Raw genomic sequence first — 15,697 nt, forward strand, 5'->3', positions numbered from 1 at the left:
AAGGATGTCGGAGCGCTAGGGCGTTGCGCTGCGAGAGCAGATAGCAGGGTGGGATGACAGATATAAGATGATAATCGTCATCTAATTATCAAGGTGCAGGTCCTGAGATCAAGGCGGCAACGTCAATTAATCATACTTTTTCTGCATATGGCGCTGCGGCCTCTTTCATGCCAATTTAGCACCTATCCGAAAGACCGAGTGCGACCGAGTCCCCATGTCCATTGCGCTTCTTGGCGATCCGATCGTCCAGTTCTTCATTCTGGTTGTCGTCGGCACATTCGTCAGCCGCGTCGTGCTGCGTCATCAGCGGGCCGGCCGTCTGATCGGTCAGATGGCCTTCTTCGTCTGCCTGACCGCACTTTTATTCTATCACGGCATCGTCCCCTATGAGCCGAGCCCGCCGCAGGACTCGGTAACGCTGCGCACCTTCACGGGTTTTGCCAAGATCGTCTGGTGGATCAACGGCGCCTGGGTGCTCATCGCCTGCGTGCGGCTGTTCCTGATTTTCGAGCGCAAGCCCCGCGAGGGCCGGCTGCTGCAGGATCTGATCGTCGGCGTCATCTATCTCGGCGCCATTCTCTCCATCGTCGGTAATGTCTTCAGCGTTCCGATCGGTACGCTGATCGCAACATCGGGCGTCTTCGCCATCATTCTCGGCCTTGCCTTGCAGAGCACTTTGAGCGACGTCTTCTCCGGCATAGCCCTTAATCTCGGCCGTCCCTACTCCGTCGGCGACTGGATCGTCCTCGAAAATGATGTCCAGGGCCGCGTCGTCGAAACCAATTGGCGCGCCACGCAACTGCTGAGCGGCACCAACGATCTGATCGTCATTCCGAACAGTATCCTTGCCAAGACGCGGCTGACCAATCTTTCCTCGCCTGACGAAAGCCACGGCGCAACCGTCACCGTACGCATTCAGCCCACCGCTCTGCCACGCATCATCGCGGATGTGATGCAAAACGTCTTGATCAGCTGCAACTCGATCCAGAAGAACCCGGAACCCAGTGTCACCATCACTTCCATCGATGGGCAGGCGATCGAACTGCAGCTGTCCTTTCGCGTGCGCGATATGTCGCTGACACAAGCCGCAAAGAACGAGATTTATGATCTGCTAGTTCGTCACACCAAGGCGGCAAACTTGAAACTCGCCGATCCGCCCGGCACGATCATGCTTCCGATGCAGCAAAAGACTGAGACGGCCGACGAGAAGCAACATGCCCCCGGAACGCCCTGGCGACTTGTCAGCAATATCCCTCTGTTCTCTTCGCTGACCGAGGATGAAAAGGAGCATTTGGCATCGCATATGCAGCGGCGGACCTATCGCAAGGATGCTGTCATCGCCGAGCAGGATGCCCGCATGCGGGCGCTCACGATCGTCCGCTCGGGCGTCGTCAGCATCACCCGCCGCGAAGGGCATCGCCAGATCGAGCTGACGCGCCTTGCGCCAGGCGATTATTTCGGCGAGAACGGGCTGCTGATGGGATCCGGTGAAGTCGGCACGGTTCGCGCCCTCACCTTCGTCGTCACCTACGAAATCGGCGATGAGTGTCTGGCGCCGCTGCTGCACGACCGGCCGACTCTTGCCGAAGAGCTCGGCGTCATCCTGGCAAAACGCATAGAGGAGGAGGAGCATCTCTTCGCCAATGCCGACATGCTGGCTCACGGCAATCCGGTCAGCACGCTGAGCTCGCGCATCAGGCATCTCTTTCAGCTATAGAGCAATTCCAGGAAGAGTGCCCAGCGGTTTTCCGTCCGGAATTGCGAGACAACAAAGAGATGGAGCGGTTCAGAGATTCCCTGAAAAACTGAACCGCTCCAGCAGCACCATTAGGCCGCATCCACCGCCTTCTCTGATCGTGAAGTGGCAAAGAGATTTTGCCCGATGGCGCGGGCGGTATCGAGATGGGAAGTCATATCCTGTGCTTCCGTCAACAGCAGTTCGGAGGTCGCGACGGGAGCGCCGCAATATCCGAAAATTCCATGATCGATCTGCATCTTCATGGCGCCGAAATAACCATGGCGCGCATAGGTGCGCATGGTCGCACCGCCGATAGCGACCAGATGGACGCGAAGATGGCGTAATCTCTTGATCGGCCTGTCACCGGGCATGTCGTCATAGGCCCAGCCATTGGTAAACACCCGATCGATCCACCCCTTGAGCAGGCCGGGCATGGACCACCAATAAACGGGATAGACCAGCACCAGCGCATCGGCACGATCGATTCGCGCTTGCTCGGCAACGACGTCATCAGGCGATGGGCCTTCTCTGAGATGAGCGGCGATATCGGCGACGCTGAACCTCGGATCAAAACCTTCCGCCGTAAGATCCGCGATTTCAAACGTGGCGCCCGAAGCCGTTACACCTTCGGCGACTTTGGTCGCAACGCTGTGGCTGAACGAATCAGGTTTTGGATGGGCGAGGACGATAAGCGCATGCATGTGAAAAACTCCTGCTGACATATTGTGAGCGGCGGCCCAGTCTTATATACTTTTAGTAAGTTACTTTTGGTATATAGCGATGTCAAGCGTGCAAACGAAGAAAACGGAACCCCGCAGCCGACTGACGCGGGAGGGGCGCTATCGGCAGCTCATCCACGTTGCCTGGCAAATCATCGGCGAAGAGGGAACGGAAGCCCTGACATTGGGACGGCTTTCGGAGCGTGCCGGCGTGACGAAACCCGTGGTCTACGACCACTTCACAACTCGTTCCGGCCTACTGGCTGCGCTCTATCGCGAATACGATATCAGACAGACAGCAGTGATGGACAAGGCGCTTGATGCAAGCAGCCCGACGCTGGCAGGCAGGGCTGAGGTGATAGCCGCCTCCTATGTCGATTGCGTGCTGCTGCAGGGGCGCGAAATACCCGGCATCATCGCCGCACTCGCGGGCTCGCCGGAGCTCGAAAAAATCAAACGCGAATACGACACGGCCTTCATCGAGAAGTGTCGCGCGCTGCTCGCTTCTTTCGCCGACGCAGGCTCCATCAAATCAGCAGGCCTCTGGGCGATGCTGGGTGCGGCCGAAGCGCTGTCCTATGCCGCCACGACGGGCGACATCAGCCCGCAGCAGGCAAAGGACGAGCTCTGCGAAACCATCAAGGCCATGGTTGCGAGAAACAAGTAAATACAGGTCTCGCACCGCGCCTTCCAGGTGGCGCATCGAGGCCAGCCAGTCAGTTCGATTGCGCTGCCGGCGCTGCCTTGATCTGCCCGGCATAAAACGCCTTGGCATCACCCGTGAACTGCTCGCGCGACATCGGTCGCGTGTAGAACATATGGCCGCCGCGATAGAGCTTAATCGCCACGCGATCAGCAAAGGCGGGGGGCATGTGGTCGAGCACATATTTGTTCACGCCGAAGGGGATGACGAGATCGCTGTAACCCTGCCCGATCATCACGCGGAAGGATGGCGAGAGCGATAGCAGCTCCTTGAGATCGTCGCCAACACCGGCGGTCCCGCGCGAGCCGCCATTGCGCCCGCCCCATTTCCACTCCCTGTTCACCGATGTCGACAGAAGCGTGTAGGTCATGTCGGTATGAAAGCCCAGCTCGTCACGGGCATAGCCTGAAAAGGCACCGCCATAAGCACGAACAAAGCCATCCAGGATCGGGTCGCCGCCATGCTCGGCCTCCGACTGCGGATAGGGGTCCGGCGCGAGGAACGAGGCGTCATAAGCACTCGCCACGTCCGCGCCGTCACCATCGGAATGTTTGCGGTAGACCCCGCCGAGAAAACCTTGGTTCTTGGCAACGACATCCTGCGGTATGCCGGTCAGCTTCGCGACGCGTCCGTAGAAGGCCTGGCCTGCATCTCCCGACGGCGGCCGTCTGGCAAGGGTCGGCAAATATTCGTTGAAGGCGAAGGCCTCGGCATCCTGCACCGCTTTCTCGCTGAAGGCGTTTTGACGCTCCAGTTCGGCCGCCGCCAGCGACGGCAGTTGCAAGGCTGCACCAAGAGCATCCTCACCGCCCCCGAAGACGAACCGGCCCTCCAGCAGCGGCGACAGCATGACGATGCCGGAAATCAGAATGCCCTGATCCTCACGCAGGCTGTTGGCAATCTTGACCGAACGAAACCCGCCATAGCTTTCTCCGAGAATGTACTTCGGCGACGACGTCCGGCTGTTATGGGCGATGTAGAGGGCGATCGCCTTGGCGAGGCTTTCGGCATCGCTGTCGACACTGTAGAAATCATTCTGGTCATCTGGCTTGGCCGCTCGGCTCCAGCCGGTGCCCGTCGGATCGATCAGCACGAGATCGGTAAATTCCAGCCAGCTTTGCGGATTGTCGACCAGCTCGGCGTGGGCGCCATCGCGGCCGTCTGCGCCGAAATCGACGATGCGCGGACCGACAAGCCCGAGATTGAGAAAGGCCGAAGCAGCACCCGGCCCACCATTGAACACGAAGGTCACAGGCCGGCTCGCATCCCGGTTCTTGGCAACATAGGCGGTGTAGAAGATCGCGGCGCTGCGCTGGCCATCCTGGCCGAAAAGATCGAGCGTACCCGCCGTCGCCGTATAGGGAATGGTCTTGCCATCCGTTGTCAACACATGCTCGCTCACCGCATCGGGCGGCAGGAGCGAGAGCACGCCGCTCGCACTGGCGGGCGCGCCATGGCCTTGCTCGGGCGGAGCGGCGGATGCCGTTGCCGATATCAGCGAAAGGGCCAGGGCCAGGCCAGGAACCATCTGGCGAAAAGACATGAAACGCATCCTCCAAAGGGATCATCGCATAGCTGTCGTTGCCGGCGATACTATGTCACAGACGACAAGCGCCGAAACTCAAGAGATGTTGATCGACGGATTATCGGGCACGGCACTTCTGGAGAATGGCGCGCTTGTGGGCGTGCTGGCCGGCGGGCTGCAGCAAATCAGAACTTGATCCTGTCTATGCTGGTCAGTGTCGTCTTCTGCGAAACGCCGGGCGCATTGACCATGTGCCAGGCCACATATTGCTCACCGTAAAGCTCTGTCGATGACATGCCGTCGACGGGCAGGACAATGTTCATGCCGTTGAGCGCCGCATCCGTCGCCGTATCGAGCACCGCGCCTTCCGAGGCCGTGCCTGTCACGATGATGGTCTTGATGCCCTTGTCCGAGAGAATGCTGCGCAGATTGGTGCCGATGAATTTGTCCGCCCCGGATTTGACAATCGGCTCGCTTTCCAGGGGCGCCAGAGCCGTTGCGATATCCTGCGGCTCGCCAACACCGGCCAGGCTGAAGACGACGAGCATCTCCTTGGCGCGCGCCTGATCGAGCAGAGTTCTCATCTTGGGGACGGACGCCAGGCAACGGGGCTTGGTCTTCACGTTGCACGGTCCCTTGGTCGGGTCCTGCGCGCCGTTGAAATCGAGGACCAGCAATGCCGTCGTCTTCGGATCGACGGTAACGGTCTTCAGCTCCGGCGCCGCCGGCGGCTTCACCTTCTGCCAATCATCGATGATGGTCTGCGCTGCTGCCGGCGAAGGCAGCGCGAGGCCAAAGGTCCCACAAAGAACCGAAAAGCCGAAGCCGAAAGCGAGGCCCGATTTCCGCCTCGCTCCATTTGTCTTCCTGATCAGGCTCCTCTCCCGCATCGGCACATCCCTTCGCTTGACGGTCGTGGAGGAGAGATAGGCCATAAACCAGGACGGAGTAACGAAACTCTTCGTGATAGCGCTCCAAAGTGCGGCCGACATATCTCTGGCAGATCACCCGAACTCCTATGTCGCCGCCTCGTCCATCGGCTCTGCGGAATCCCGGTCGCCGCGGAGCTTGCCGAGCACCCCCTGCAAAGCCTGCTTCAGCATATCGATTTCCTCAGAACCGGCGATATCGGACCAGCGCTGATCCACAAGCCGACCGGTTGCCGCTGCTATTGGCCGCACGCCTCTGCCACGCTCGGTCAGAAACACAAGTCTTGCACGTCGATCGTCAGGGTCCGGTCGGCGCTCGACATAACCCAGGCGCTCCAGCTCCTCCACCGCCTGCGTCATCGTCTGCTTGCGGACATGGGCAAGCCGAGTGAGCTCACTCACCTGAATTCCTTCCGGACGCATGAAGGTGAACACATTGGCGTGCGGTGGTCGGATATCGCCATAACCGGCCTCTTCCAGCGCGGCTTCGACGTCCTGTGTCCAATGTTGATGCACGAGCCGCAGCAGCAGGCCCAGGGACGGGCGAGTGGGAACACAATCTTTCATGGTGTAGACAGGCACCTGACTATTATGTTAAATAGACAGGTACCTTACCATTTTATTTCACGAGAGGATACCCACATGCCCTCCCTGAATGTGCTGGACTCGACGACCTTCTACGAGGATGCCGGAACAGGAACACCCTTCGTCTTCCTGCATGGCAATCCGACCTCATCCTATCTGTGGAGGCATATCAGCCCGGCCCTTGCCGTGCGTGCCCGCTGCCTGGCTCCCGACCTCATTGGCATGGGCCGCTCCGGCAAACCCGATGTTGCTTATTCATTTGACGACCATGCACGCTATCTCAAAGCTTGGTTCGACAAACTCGCGCTCGATGATGTCGTATTGATCGGCCATGATTGGGGCGGCGCACTCGCATTCGACTGGGCCGCCCGCCATCCGGAACGCGTGCGCGGCATCGCCTTCATGGAAACGATCATCAGGCCTTTGACCTGGAACGACCTGCCGAATGCACGGGCTCGCTATGAACTGCTGCGCTCACCGGGCACGGGCGAAGCGAAGGTTCTGGACGAGAATTTCTTCATCGAGCAGGCATTGAAAGCCACGGTCCTGAACGAATTGAGCGCCGAGGATCATGCCGTCTATCGCGCGCCCTACCCGACGCGCGAAAGCCGCCGTCCGCTGCTTGCCTGGCCGCGCGCGATGCCGATCGAAGGCGAACCGGCCGATGTCGTCGCGCGCATCGAAGCCTATGATGCCTGGCTTGCCCGCAGCGAAGATATCCCGAAACTGCTGCTGACTTTCGATGGTCCGGCGGAGACGCTGCTGGTCGGCGAAAGGATGATAGACTGGTGCCGCGAGAATATTGCCGGATTGGAGATCGAAAATTGCGGACCGGCAAGGCACATCGCGCCGGAAGATCAGCCTCAAGCGATTGCGGCCGCCATCTCCAGCTGGGCCGCGAGTCATAGTCTGTCTCGCTGAAAAGCCGATCTTCGAGACAGGAAAGGCCGCCACCTCTGCTCGACGGCAGGCGATCAAGGACAATCCATCGTTGACAAAAAGCCGTCAGGCCATAATCTGCGCCTAAGCCTTTGCGATTGCCCAATTTTCTTTTGGAGATCAGGATCATGCCGGCACATTGCATGAGACGACTGGTTCTGGCAGGCATTATCCTCGGCATATCCGCCTACACGGCTACGGCCGCGCAAACGCTGGATCTTATCGCCCAAAAGGGCACGATCCGGATCGGCTACATCAGCGACGAAGCACCCTTCTCCTTCAAGAAGAAGGATGGCAGCCCGGCGGGATATGCCATCGATCTCTGCGGCAAGGTCGCCGATGCCGTCGGGCGCAAGGTCACCGATCTCAAGCGCGACTATATCGAAACCACGCTTGCCGATGGCTTCGACGCAGTCAAAAGCGGCCAGGTCGACCTTCTCTGTGGCGCGCTGACCATCAGTCTCGGCCGACGCCAGAATGTCGATTTCTCCCAGCCGATCTTCATCACCGGTGCCAGCGCTCTACTGCGCAGGGATTCGCCCGATTATCTAATGGCTTTGTTCCTCGACAAGCGGCTGGCGCAGGTTTCGGCCAAGCCGGCCCCCGCGACGAACACGATCGGCGTTCGCGCCGACACGACGACGGGCGCGACGCTGCGCGAGGCACTAGGTTCCGACGTGCCGAAGACGCGGATCGCCGATTTCGCCACGCATCAGGACGGCTTGGCCGCGCTCGAAAACCATAAGATCGATGCCTATTTCGCCGATCGCGCCCTGCTCTTCGATCTCGCTTCCCATGCCCATACTCCGTCCACGCTCGCGATCGGCAACCGCCTCTTTACGCATGAGCCCTATGGTATAGCCCTCCGGCAGGATGACTCCACCTTCCGCCTGCTCGTCGATCAGACGCTGACCGAAACCTACCAGTCCGACGATTTCGCGAAGTTGCTGACGACCTATTTCGGCCAGGAAGGCCCGATCCTGCGCCGCGAGATCATGATGCAGTCGATCCCCCAATAAGCCGTCGCCTTTGCGACATCTCCGATTAGCATATGTCGCCGACAAACCCAGCCATTTCCTGATAGGACAGCGTGATGATCGTCGTGCAAGCATCTTGAATATGTCGTAGACAGGCTCTGGTCGCCGCCGCACACATCATAAAATCCGTTTTCAGTATCAATCAGGGTCGCACGCAATGGCAGTATTTCCTCAAAAGGCGAAGGTCGTCATCATCGGGCTTGGCGGTATCGTCGGCGCATCGATCGCCCACCATCTGATCGAACGCGGCTGGGACGATATTGTCGGCATCGACAAATCAGGCATCCCGACTGATATCGGCTCGACGGCGCATGCTTCCGATTTCTGCTACACGACCAGCCATGATTTCCTCTCCTGCTGGACGACCCTCTACTCCATCGATTTCTACGATAAGCTCGGCCACTATGCCCGCGTCGGCGGCCTGGAAGTCGCCCGCGTCGGCGATGACGACCGCATGGCCGAAATCAAGCGCAAGGTCACCTCGGGCAAGGCCTTTGGCACGCGCGTGAGCTTGATCGACCCCGCGGAGATCAAGGAAAAATTCCCGCTGATCGAAGAAAGCATGGTGCAGGGCGGCATGTGGGACCCGGATGCCGGCCTCGTCATTCCCCGTTCGCAGACGGTTGCCGGCAAGTTGATCGACCAGGGCGAGAAGAGCGGCAAGCTGCAGTCTTTTGCCAATACACCGGCTCAGTCGCTGATCGTTAAGGATGGCCGCATCTCCGGCGTCGTCACCCATCGCGGTACGATCGAAGCCGAATACGTGATCGTCTGCGCCGGTCTCTGGGGCCGCCTGATCGCCGAAATGGTCGGCGAAGACCTGCCGGTCATGCCGGTTGATCACCCTCTGACCTTCTTCGGCCCCTATAACGAGTTTGCCAATACCGGCAAGGAAATCGGCTTCCCGCTGATGCGCGACCAGGGCAATTCCGCCTATATGCGCGATACCGGTGATCCGAAGACGGCGGAAGGCGGCCAGATCGAATGGGGTTACTACGAAGAGAAGAACCCGCGCCTCTGCCATCCCCGCGATCTCCTCGAAAAGCACGAGGCTCGCCTTTCGCCTTCCCAGCGCGATCTCGACATGGAGCAGATAATCGAGCCGCTCGAACGCGCCATGGAATTGACGCCGATCCTCGGTGAACTCGGCTACAATGAAGGCCATTCCTTCAACGGTCTGTTGCAGGTCACCACCGATGGCGGTCCGTCCGTCGGCGAAAGCCAGAAGGTCCGCGGCCTCTGGTATTGCGTCGCCATCTGGGTGAAGGACGGCCCCGGCTTCGGCAAGCTCGTTGCCGACTGGATGACCGACGGCCGCACGCCGATCGATCATAATAGGATCGATTATTCCCGCTTCTATCCGCACATGCTGGAAGAAAAGTTCATCGAAGGACGCTGCACCGAGGCTGCGCAGAAGATCTATAATCCCGCTGTCCACCCGCGCGAACCCTATGCGACCGGCCGCAATGTCCGTCGCTCGCCTTTTTATGAGCGAGAAAAAGAGCTCGGCGGCTACTTCATGGAACTTGGCGGCTGGGAGCGTGCTCATGGCTATGCCGCCAACGAGCACCTGCTCGAGAAATACGGCGATCGCATACCGGTGCGCGAAAACGAATGGGACAACCGCCATTTCTGGCGCGTCTCCAATGCCGAGCACCTTGCGCTGAGCGAGGATTGCGGCATCATCAACCTCTCGCATTTTGCCATGTACGACATCGAAGGCCCTGACCATGTCGAACTGCTGGAATGGCTTTGCGCGGCCAAGATCGGTGGCGACGCCAATATCGGCAAGGGCATCTACACCCACTTCCTCGATGACGAAGGCATGGTGCGCGCCGACTTCACCGTCATCCGCATGGCCGATCGTTGCCGCCTGATCGACGGCGCCGATGCCGGCCCGCGCGATTTCCACTACATGCGCCGCGTTGCCGAGGACAAGGGCTTCGACGTCACCATCACCGACGTCACCGAACGCTATGTCACGATCGGCATCTGGGGGCCGAATGCCCGCACCAACCTGCAGAAGGTGGTCGAAAGCCCGGAAAGCCTCTCGCACGAGAACTTCCCCTTCGCCGCGATCAAGCAGATCCGCATCGCCGGCAAGAACGTCACGGCATTCCGCATTTCCTACGTCGGCGAACAGGGCTGGGAACTGCACATGGCCTATGGTGACGCGCTGGCCGTCTGGGATGCGCTGCGTTCGACGGGCGCCATCGCCGTCGGCGTCGAGACCTATGCCAATAGCCGCCGCATGGAAAAGAGCCTGCGCCTGCAGAATGCCGACCTGCTGACGGAATATAACCTGCTGGAAGCCGATCTCGCCCGCCCGAAGGTCAAGGAAGCCGATTTTCGCGGCAAGGCGAAGCACCTCGAATATCGCGCCCGCGAGCATCAGCCTGCGATGCTCTGCACGCTCGTCGTGACCGATAACATCGACTCCAACGGCGTTGCCCGCTACCCGGTCGGCATCTTGCCGGTCATGGACCCCGAAACCGGCGAAACCATGGTCGACGACCTCGGCCGCCGCTCCTTCACCACCTCGATCGCCTATGGCCCGACCATCGGCAAGAATATCGCACTCGCCTACCTCCCCTGGTCCTATGCTCAGGAAGGCCGGAAGCTGAAGGTCGAATATTTCGGCGAGACCTACCCGGTCGAAGTCGCCGGCGTCGGCTACAAGCCGCTATACGATCCAGAGAACCTGAAGCCGAGAAGCTGATTTCTAACGAACCGGAAAGCGAGGTCATGCCTGGCTTTCCGGTTGTCTGTCGGACCGGTCGTCTGTCAGGCTGTATGATCGATGATGGCCTGTGCGATCTCGTCAATGTCGCGCTCGTGGATTTCGTGCCCTCCACCTTCGACCCGGTGCAACCGCGCGTCTCGGACGACCTTTGTGAAGGCCTCCCCGTGCTCTATGGGAAACAGCGGATCGGCTGTGCCGTGGATCGCAAGGACCGGCAGCTTGATATCGGAGGCCTGAAGCCTCGCAGGCCTTTCCTCGCTCACGAGCGTGAAATGGTTCGTAGCACTGGCAAATGACGGCGCCCGTGCCATGTCGCGGGCGATCATGGCACTTGCAGCGTCAGGATCGTATGGATGCCTGGTGCCGGCAAGCATGGCCGTGTCGCGACGCAGGAAATCGGCAATAGCTTCGAGGTTCGACCAATCGATTGCTTCGGCCGACCTGGAATGCTCCTGATAGCCCTTTGTCGAGGAGGGCAAGCCCTCCGCGCCGAGCGGCGATGTGCTGATCAGCGTAAGCGTGCGCACACGCCGGGGATGGCGCAACGCGACTTCCTGTGCAACGGCGCCCCCCATCGACATGCCCGCCACATGCGCCGTTTCCAATCCGTAGCCGTCGAGAATTGCGATGGCATCGTCAGCCAGATCGGTGAACGAATAACGGGGTTCGCCCTGCGGATAATGTGTCGAGAGGCCTGTGTCGCGCTGGTCGTACCGGATCACATAGCGCTGGCGGGCGGCAAATGCCTCGCAGAACCTGTCCGGCCACCACAGCATCGAAGCCATCATTCCCATGATCAATATGATGGGCGGGCTGGAGGGATCACCGAAAGCTTGGGTCTGCAGTTTCGCTCCCTTGACTTCGATTGACGTCTCGGCAGCGGCGAATGATTCCGTTCGTTCCATGACAAATCCATCCGATTGCAAATTGCAACTGGAATCCATATTGCATAACCGATCTCATTATGCAATCAGTTTATGAGGAGGCCGCAACAAGTGGTATCGACTTCCGTCAAAGAAATTCCGAGATGAGGGAGGCTTGTAGTGCTGCAATGTGCTGATTTTTACGACGCTGAACTATCACGGCATAACCGGCATTTGCGAGCCACCGCCAGCGTCCGGACGCATGACCGGATACTCGACATTGGCTGCGGCGCCGGGCAAACCACCCGGCAAGCAGCTCTTGCCGCAACACAAGGCGGCGCGGTCGGCGTGGATATTTCCACCGAGATGCTTGAGATTGCGCGCCAACGTAGCGCTCAAGCGGGATTACGCAACGTCAGCTTCGAGTTGGGCGACGCGCAAACCTACGCCTTTCCAGCTGCTGCCTTTGATCTATGCATCAGCCGTTTTGGCGTCATGTTCTTCGCCGATCCGCCGGCGGCATTTGCCAATATCGCCCGCACGATGCGTCCGGGTGGACGCATTGCCTGGATGGTATGGCAAAGCGAAGAGCACAACAAATGGTCCGGCGCTATCAGGCAGGCGCTGGCGCCAGGAAGCACAATCTCTGAAAAAGCCGGCAAGGCGTTTTCACTCGCAGATCCCGCCATTGCCACGAAGCTACTGAGCAATGCCGGCTTCACCGCGATCGACTTCATCGATGTGCGCGAACCGGTCTTCTATGGACCTGACGTCGATTCCGCCGTCGATGCCTTGAGCCACCTGTATATGGTAAAGGACGCGCTCTCGCATACAGACGGGACAGCCGACCAATCACTGCAGCGTCTGCATGATCTGCTGGAGGCGCATATGACCTCCGAAGGTGTGCTCTTCCACTCCCGCGCATGGATCATTACCGCCGATCGGGCCGAAGGATAAGTGGCTCCCACCTCTCTCCGCGAATGCGCTACGGCACGGATCCACGAGCGCCCGCTTTTAGGTTTGCGCCCGAGATTTTGGCATGAGTTCTGTATCGGTCTGTAGGGAAGTTTTGGAAAGTTTGGTTGCGGGGGCAGGATTTGAACCTGCGGCCTTCAGGTTATGAGCCTGACGAGCTACCGGGCTGCTCCACCCCGCGTCACCAGCGTAAACCGCAGAGCGGTTTATCGCGCGTGAGCAAACTCGCAGAGTTTGTCTCACCACAGCAAGTTGGTTTACCAACTTGCGTCATCCGAGCAAATCCGCAGGATTTGTCTCGTGTTAGGCGGGTACCTTTTCGGGGTTAACCCACCTTGAACATCTGTTTTCAGAAGCGACAAAGGCCGCGTTAGCGGCCTATTGTAACACGGCTTGGCCGTATTTCAGAGTGTGACGAGAAGATTTTGTGACGCATAAACCGCTGAAGCGGTTTAGCGTGGAGGCATAAATTGCTTGGCAATTTAGCCCGGAGGCATAAATCGATTTCATCGATTTAGCCTGAGTTGCGTTTGGCAGACCTGGCAGCGACCTACTCTCCCGCGTCTTAAGACGAAGTACCATGGGCGCAGGGGCGTTTCACGGCCGTGTTCGGAAAGGGAACGGGTGCAGCCACCCCGCCATAACCACCAGGTCGGCAAAGCGCAACTTGTTAGTCCATGCGGAACGCATGGACTAACAAGTTGCTCTTTCTGGGCTGATATGCCTTTCCTTCTCGCTCGTCGCTCGAAGGGGACATCAGCCGCCCATACGGAGGCCTGTTGTTCATGCTTATGCATGGACATTTTGAGAAGCTGGATTTTTTTATTTGAACACGTCTTGGATGCTACGCAGAGGCGACTATTGCCTACTGCCTACATCCTATTGCCTCATCAAACTTGTTTGATGAGCACTGGCAATGGGAACGATCAAGCCAATCGAGCTATTAGTACCGGTAAGCTTCATGCGTTGCCGCACTTCCACACCCGGCCTATCAACGTGGTCGTCTTCCACGGCTCTGATAGGGAACACTCGTTTCCAGGTTGGTTTCCCGCTTAGATGCCTTCAGCGGTTATCCATTCCATATATAGCTACCCTGCTATGCCCTTGGCAGGACAACAGGTCCACCAGAGATATGTCCATCCCGGTCCTCTCGTACTAGGGACAGATCCTGTCAATATTCCTACACCCACGGCAGATAGGGACCGAACTGTCTCACGACGTTCTGAACCCAGCTCACGTACCGCTTTAATTGGCGAACAGCCAAACCCTTGGGACCTGCTCCAGCCCCAGGATGCGATGAGCCGACATCGAGGTGCCAAACAACCCCGTCGATATGGACTCTTGGGGGTCATCAGCCTGTTATCCCCGGCGTACCTTTTATCCGTTGAGCGATGGCCCTTCCACACGGGACCACCGGATCACTATGACCGACTTTCGTCTCTGCTCGACTTGTCAGTCTCGCAGTCAGGCGGGCTTATGCCATTGCACTCGACGACCGATTTCCGACCGGTCTGAGCCCACCATCGCGCGCCTCCGTTACTCTTTCGGAGGCGACCGCCCCAGTCAAACTACCCACCATACACTGTCCCGGATCCGGATAACGGACCGCGGTTAGACATCCATGACGATAAGGGTGGTATTTCAAGGATGGCTCCACAAGAACTGGCGTCCCTGCTTCAAAGCCTACCACCTATCCTACACATGCCGACACGAATGCCAGTGTAAAGCTATAGTAAAGGTGCACGGGGTCTTTCCGTCTGACCGCAGGAACCCCGCATCTTCACGGGGAATTCAATTTCACTGAGTCTATGTTGGAGACAGCGGGGAAGTCGTTACGCCATTCGTGCAGGTCGGAACTTACCCGACAAGGAATTTCGCTACCTTAGGACCGTTATAGTTACGGCCGCCGTTTACTGGGGCTTCGATTCAGAGCTTGCACCCCTCCTCTTAACCTTCCAGCACCGGGCAGGCGTCAGACCCTATACGTCGTCTTGCGACTTCGCAGAGCCCTGTGTTTTTGGTAAACAGTCGCTACCCCCTGGTCTGTGCCACCCTCACATGCTTGCGCATATAAGGGTCACGCTTCTTCCGAAGTTACGCGTGCAATTTGCCGAGTTCCTTCAACATAGTTCTCTCAAGCGCCTTGGTATACTCTACCTGACCACCTGTGTCGGTTTCGGGTACGGTCTATACGGTGGAGCTATTTCCTGGAACCGCGTCCCCGCCCACACAATCCAATAAGTGTGAACAAGTTAAGCAATCCGTCACTACCACCAGGCCCACGAATATTAACGTGGTTCCCATCGACTACGCGTGTCCGCCTCGTCTTAGGGGCCGGCTAACCCTGCTCAGATTAACTTTAAGCAGGAACCCTTGGTCTTTCGGCGAGAGGGTCTCTCACCCTCTTTATCGTTACTCATGTCAACATTCGCACTTCCGATACCTCCAGGGCCCCTCACGGGTACCCCTTCATCAGCTTACGGAACGCTCCGCTACCACTCCTCAAAGAGGAATCCTCAGCTTCGGTGCATGGCTTCAGCCCCGTTACATTTTCGGCGCAAAGACCCTTGACTAGACCAGTGAGCTGTTACGCTTTCTTTAAATGATGGCTGCTTCTAAGCCAACATCCTGGTTGTTTTGGGATCCTCACATCCTTTCCCACTTAGCCATGACTTGGGGACCTTAGCTGGAGGTTAGGGTTGTTGCCCTTTTCACGACGGACGTTAGCACCCGCCGTGTGTCTGCCTGATAGTACTCCCCGGTATTCGGAGTTTGGTTAGGATCAGTAAGACGGTGAGTCCCCATAGCCCATCCAGTGCTCTACCCCCGGGGGTATTCGTCAGACGCTCTACCTAAATAGATTTCGCGGAGAACCAGCTATTTCCGAGTTTGATTGGCCTTTCACCCCTAGCCACAAGTCATCCCAATCTATTGCAACAGA

The 15,697-nt window shown here is 58.5% G+C and carries 12 protein-coding genes, 1 tRNA gene and 2 rRNA genes (1 of these 15 only partly in view); 7 read left to right on the forward strand and 8 right to left on the reverse strand.

Translation table 11 applies throughout. The features are described from left to right. Positions 1 to 214: 214 nt before the first annotated feature. Complete coding sequence (locus RTCIAT899_RS15895; protein WP_015341258.1) at positions 215 to 1,717, forward strand: mechanosensitive ion channel family protein; 1,503 nt, start codon at positions 215 to 217, stop codon at positions 1,715 to 1,717. Positions 1,718 to 1,827: 110 nt separating this feature from the next. On the opposite strand, the gene RTCIAT899_RS15900 is transcribed toward RTCIAT899_RS15895, so the two are convergent. Then, on the reverse strand, positions 1,828 to 2,439 hold the full coding sequence (locus tag RTCIAT899_RS15900; RefSeq protein ID WP_015341259.1) for an NAD(P)H-dependent oxidoreductase: 612 nt from the start codon (positions 2,437 to 2,439) through the stop codon (positions 1,828 to 1,830). Between the two features lie 79 nt (positions 2,440 to 2,518). On the opposite strand from RTCIAT899_RS15900, the gene RTCIAT899_RS15905 reads away from it, so the two are divergent. Next, complete coding sequence (locus RTCIAT899_RS15905; protein WP_015341260.1) at positions 2,519 to 3,124, forward strand: TetR/AcrR family transcriptional regulator; 606 nt, start codon at positions 2,519 to 2,521, stop codon at positions 3,122 to 3,124. A gap of 49 nt (positions 3,125 to 3,173) precedes the next feature. On the opposite strand, the gene RTCIAT899_RS15910 is transcribed toward RTCIAT899_RS15905, so the two are convergent. Beyond that, positions 3,174 to 4,703: a S10 family peptidase gene (locus RTCIAT899_RS15910; RefSeq protein WP_015341261.1), complete on the reverse strand. Its 1,530-nt coding sequence runs from the start codon at positions 4,701 to 4,703 to the stop codon at positions 3,174 to 3,176. On the opposite strand from RTCIAT899_RS15910, the gene RTCIAT899_RS15915 reads away from it, so the two are divergent. Next, positions 4,702 to 4,881: a hypothetical protein gene (locus tag RTCIAT899_RS15915; protein ID WP_041677684.1), complete on the forward strand. Its 180-nt coding sequence runs from the start codon at positions 4,702 to 4,704 to the stop codon at positions 4,879 to 4,881. The genes RTCIAT899_RS15910 and RTCIAT899_RS15915 overlap by 2 nt on opposite strands. Here the strand turns inward: RTCIAT899_RS15915 and RTCIAT899_RS15920 are convergent. Both RTCIAT899_RS15920 and RTCIAT899_RS15925 read right to left on the reverse strand, forming a co-directional pair. Continuing rightward, positions 4,871 to 5,677: a cysteine hydrolase family protein gene (locus tag RTCIAT899_RS15920; RefSeq protein WP_244441422.1), complete on the reverse strand. Its 807-nt coding sequence runs from the start codon at positions 5,675 to 5,677 to the stop codon at positions 4,871 to 4,873. The two genes, RTCIAT899_RS15915 and RTCIAT899_RS15920, sit on opposite strands and share 11 nt — an antisense overlap. Before the next feature lie 24 nt (positions 5,678 to 5,701). Then, on the reverse strand, positions 5,702 to 6,181 hold the full coding sequence (locus tag RTCIAT899_RS15925) for a MarR family winged helix-turn-helix transcriptional regulator (RefSeq protein WP_041677685.1): 480 nt from the start codon (positions 6,179 to 6,181) through the stop codon (positions 5,702 to 5,704). A 75-nt stretch (positions 6,182 to 6,256) separates the two neighbouring features. Here RTCIAT899_RS15925 and RTCIAT899_RS15930 point away from each other — a divergent pair, with 75 nt between their 5' ends. The 3 genes from RTCIAT899_RS15930 (at position 6,257) to RTCIAT899_RS15940 (ending at position 10,894) form a co-directional block, all read left to right on the forward strand. After that, positions 6,257 to 7,120 carry a haloalkane dehalogenase gene (locus RTCIAT899_RS15930; RefSeq protein WP_015341264.1) on the forward strand — a complete coding sequence of 288 codons (864 nt, stop codon included), beginning with the start codon at positions 6,257 to 6,259 and terminating at the stop codon, positions 7,118 to 7,120. Positions 7,121 to 7,266: 146 nt separating this feature from the next. Next, a complete protein-coding gene (locus tag RTCIAT899_RS15935; RefSeq protein WP_015341265.1) occupies positions 7,267 to 8,157 on the forward strand; it encodes an amino acid ABC transporter substrate-binding protein in 891 nt (296 codons plus the stop codon). 175 nt (positions 8,158 to 8,332) lie between these two features. Beyond that, entirely contained in the window at positions 8,333 to 10,894 is a 2,562-nt protein-coding gene (locus RTCIAT899_RS15940; RefSeq protein WP_015341266.1) for a GcvT family protein, read from the forward strand. Between the two features lie 65 nt (positions 10,895 to 10,959). Here RTCIAT899_RS15940 and RTCIAT899_RS15945 read toward each other — a convergent pair whose 3' ends face one another. Beyond that, positions 10,960 to 11,823 (reverse strand): alpha/beta fold hydrolase, encoded by an 864-nt coding sequence (locus RTCIAT899_RS15945; protein WP_015341267.1) that lies wholly within the window; start codon positions 11,821 to 11,823, stop codon positions 10,960 to 10,962. A 138-nt stretch (positions 11,824 to 11,961) separates the two neighbouring features. Here RTCIAT899_RS15945 and RTCIAT899_RS15950 point away from each other — a divergent pair, with 138 nt between their 5' ends. Then, positions 11,962 to 12,738: a class I SAM-dependent methyltransferase gene (locus RTCIAT899_RS15950; RefSeq protein WP_015341268.1), complete on the forward strand. Its 777-nt coding sequence runs from the start codon at positions 11,962 to 11,964 to the stop codon at positions 12,736 to 12,738. Positions 12,739 to 12,860: 122 nt separating this feature from the next. On the opposite strand, the gene RTCIAT899_RS15955 is transcribed toward RTCIAT899_RS15950, so the two are convergent. The 3 genes from RTCIAT899_RS15955 to RTCIAT899_RS15965 all read right to left on the reverse strand — a co-directional run. After that, a tRNA-Met gene (locus RTCIAT899_RS15955) sits at positions 12,861 to 12,937 on the reverse strand. 356 nt (positions 12,938 to 13,293) lie between these two features. Beyond that, positions 13,294 to 13,408, reverse strand: a 5S ribosomal RNA gene (rrf, locus tag RTCIAT899_RS15960). Positions 13,409 to 13,678: 270 nt separating this feature from the next. Then, positions 13,679 to 15,697 (reverse strand): 23S ribosomal RNA (locus tag RTCIAT899_RS15965) (it continues 875 nt past the right edge of the window).

Origin of the sequence: Rhizobium tropici CIAT 899 (genome assembly GCF_000330885.1) — a bacterium.
GTDB classification, from domain to species: Bacteria; Pseudomonadota; Alphaproteobacteria; order Rhizobiales; family Rhizobiaceae; genus Rhizobium; species Rhizobium tropici.

Excerpts from the sequence above, each read along its gene's own strand:
- RTCIAT899_RS15895 (WP_015341258.1), top strand. The coding sequence starts at position 215 with ATGTCCATTGCGCTTCTTGGCGATCCGATCGTCCAGTTCTTCATTCTG.
- RTCIAT899_RS15900 (WP_015341259.1), bottom strand. The coding sequence starts at position 2,439 with ATGCATGCGCTTATCGTCCTCGCCCATCCAAAACCTGATTCGTTCAGC.
- RTCIAT899_RS15905 (WP_015341260.1), top strand. The coding sequence starts at position 2,519 with ATGTCAAGCGTGCAAACGAAGAAAACGGAACCCCGCAGCCGACTGACG.
- RTCIAT899_RS15915 (WP_041677684.1), top strand. The coding sequence starts at position 4,702 with ATGAAACGCATCCTCCAAAGGGATCATCGCATAGCTGTCGTTGCCGGC.
- RTCIAT899_RS15910 (WP_015341261.1), bottom strand. The coding sequence starts at position 4,703 with ATGTCTTTTCGCCAGATGGTTCCTGGCCTGGCCCTGGCCCTTTCGCTG.
- RTCIAT899_RS15920 (WP_244441422.1), bottom strand. The coding sequence starts at position 5,677 with ATGTCGGCCGCACTTTGGAGCGCTATCACGAAGAGTTTCGTTACTCCG.
- RTCIAT899_RS15925 (WP_041677685.1), bottom strand. The coding sequence starts at position 6,181 with ATGAAAGATTGTGTTCCCACTCGCCCGTCCCTGGGCCTGCTGCTGCGG.
- RTCIAT899_RS15930 (WP_015341264.1), top strand. The coding sequence starts at position 6,257 with ATGCCCTCCCTGAATGTGCTGGACTCGACGACCTTCTACGAGGATGCC.
- RTCIAT899_RS15935 (WP_015341265.1), top strand. The coding sequence starts at position 7,267 with ATGCCGGCACATTGCATGAGACGACTGGTTCTGGCAGGCATTATCCTC.
- RTCIAT899_RS15940 (WP_015341266.1), top strand. The coding sequence starts at position 8,333 with ATGGCAGTATTTCCTCAAAAGGCGAAGGTCGTCATCATCGGGCTTGGC.
- RTCIAT899_RS15945 (WP_015341267.1), bottom strand. The coding sequence starts at position 11,823 with ATGGAACGAACGGAATCATTCGCCGCTGCCGAGACGTCAATCGAAGTC.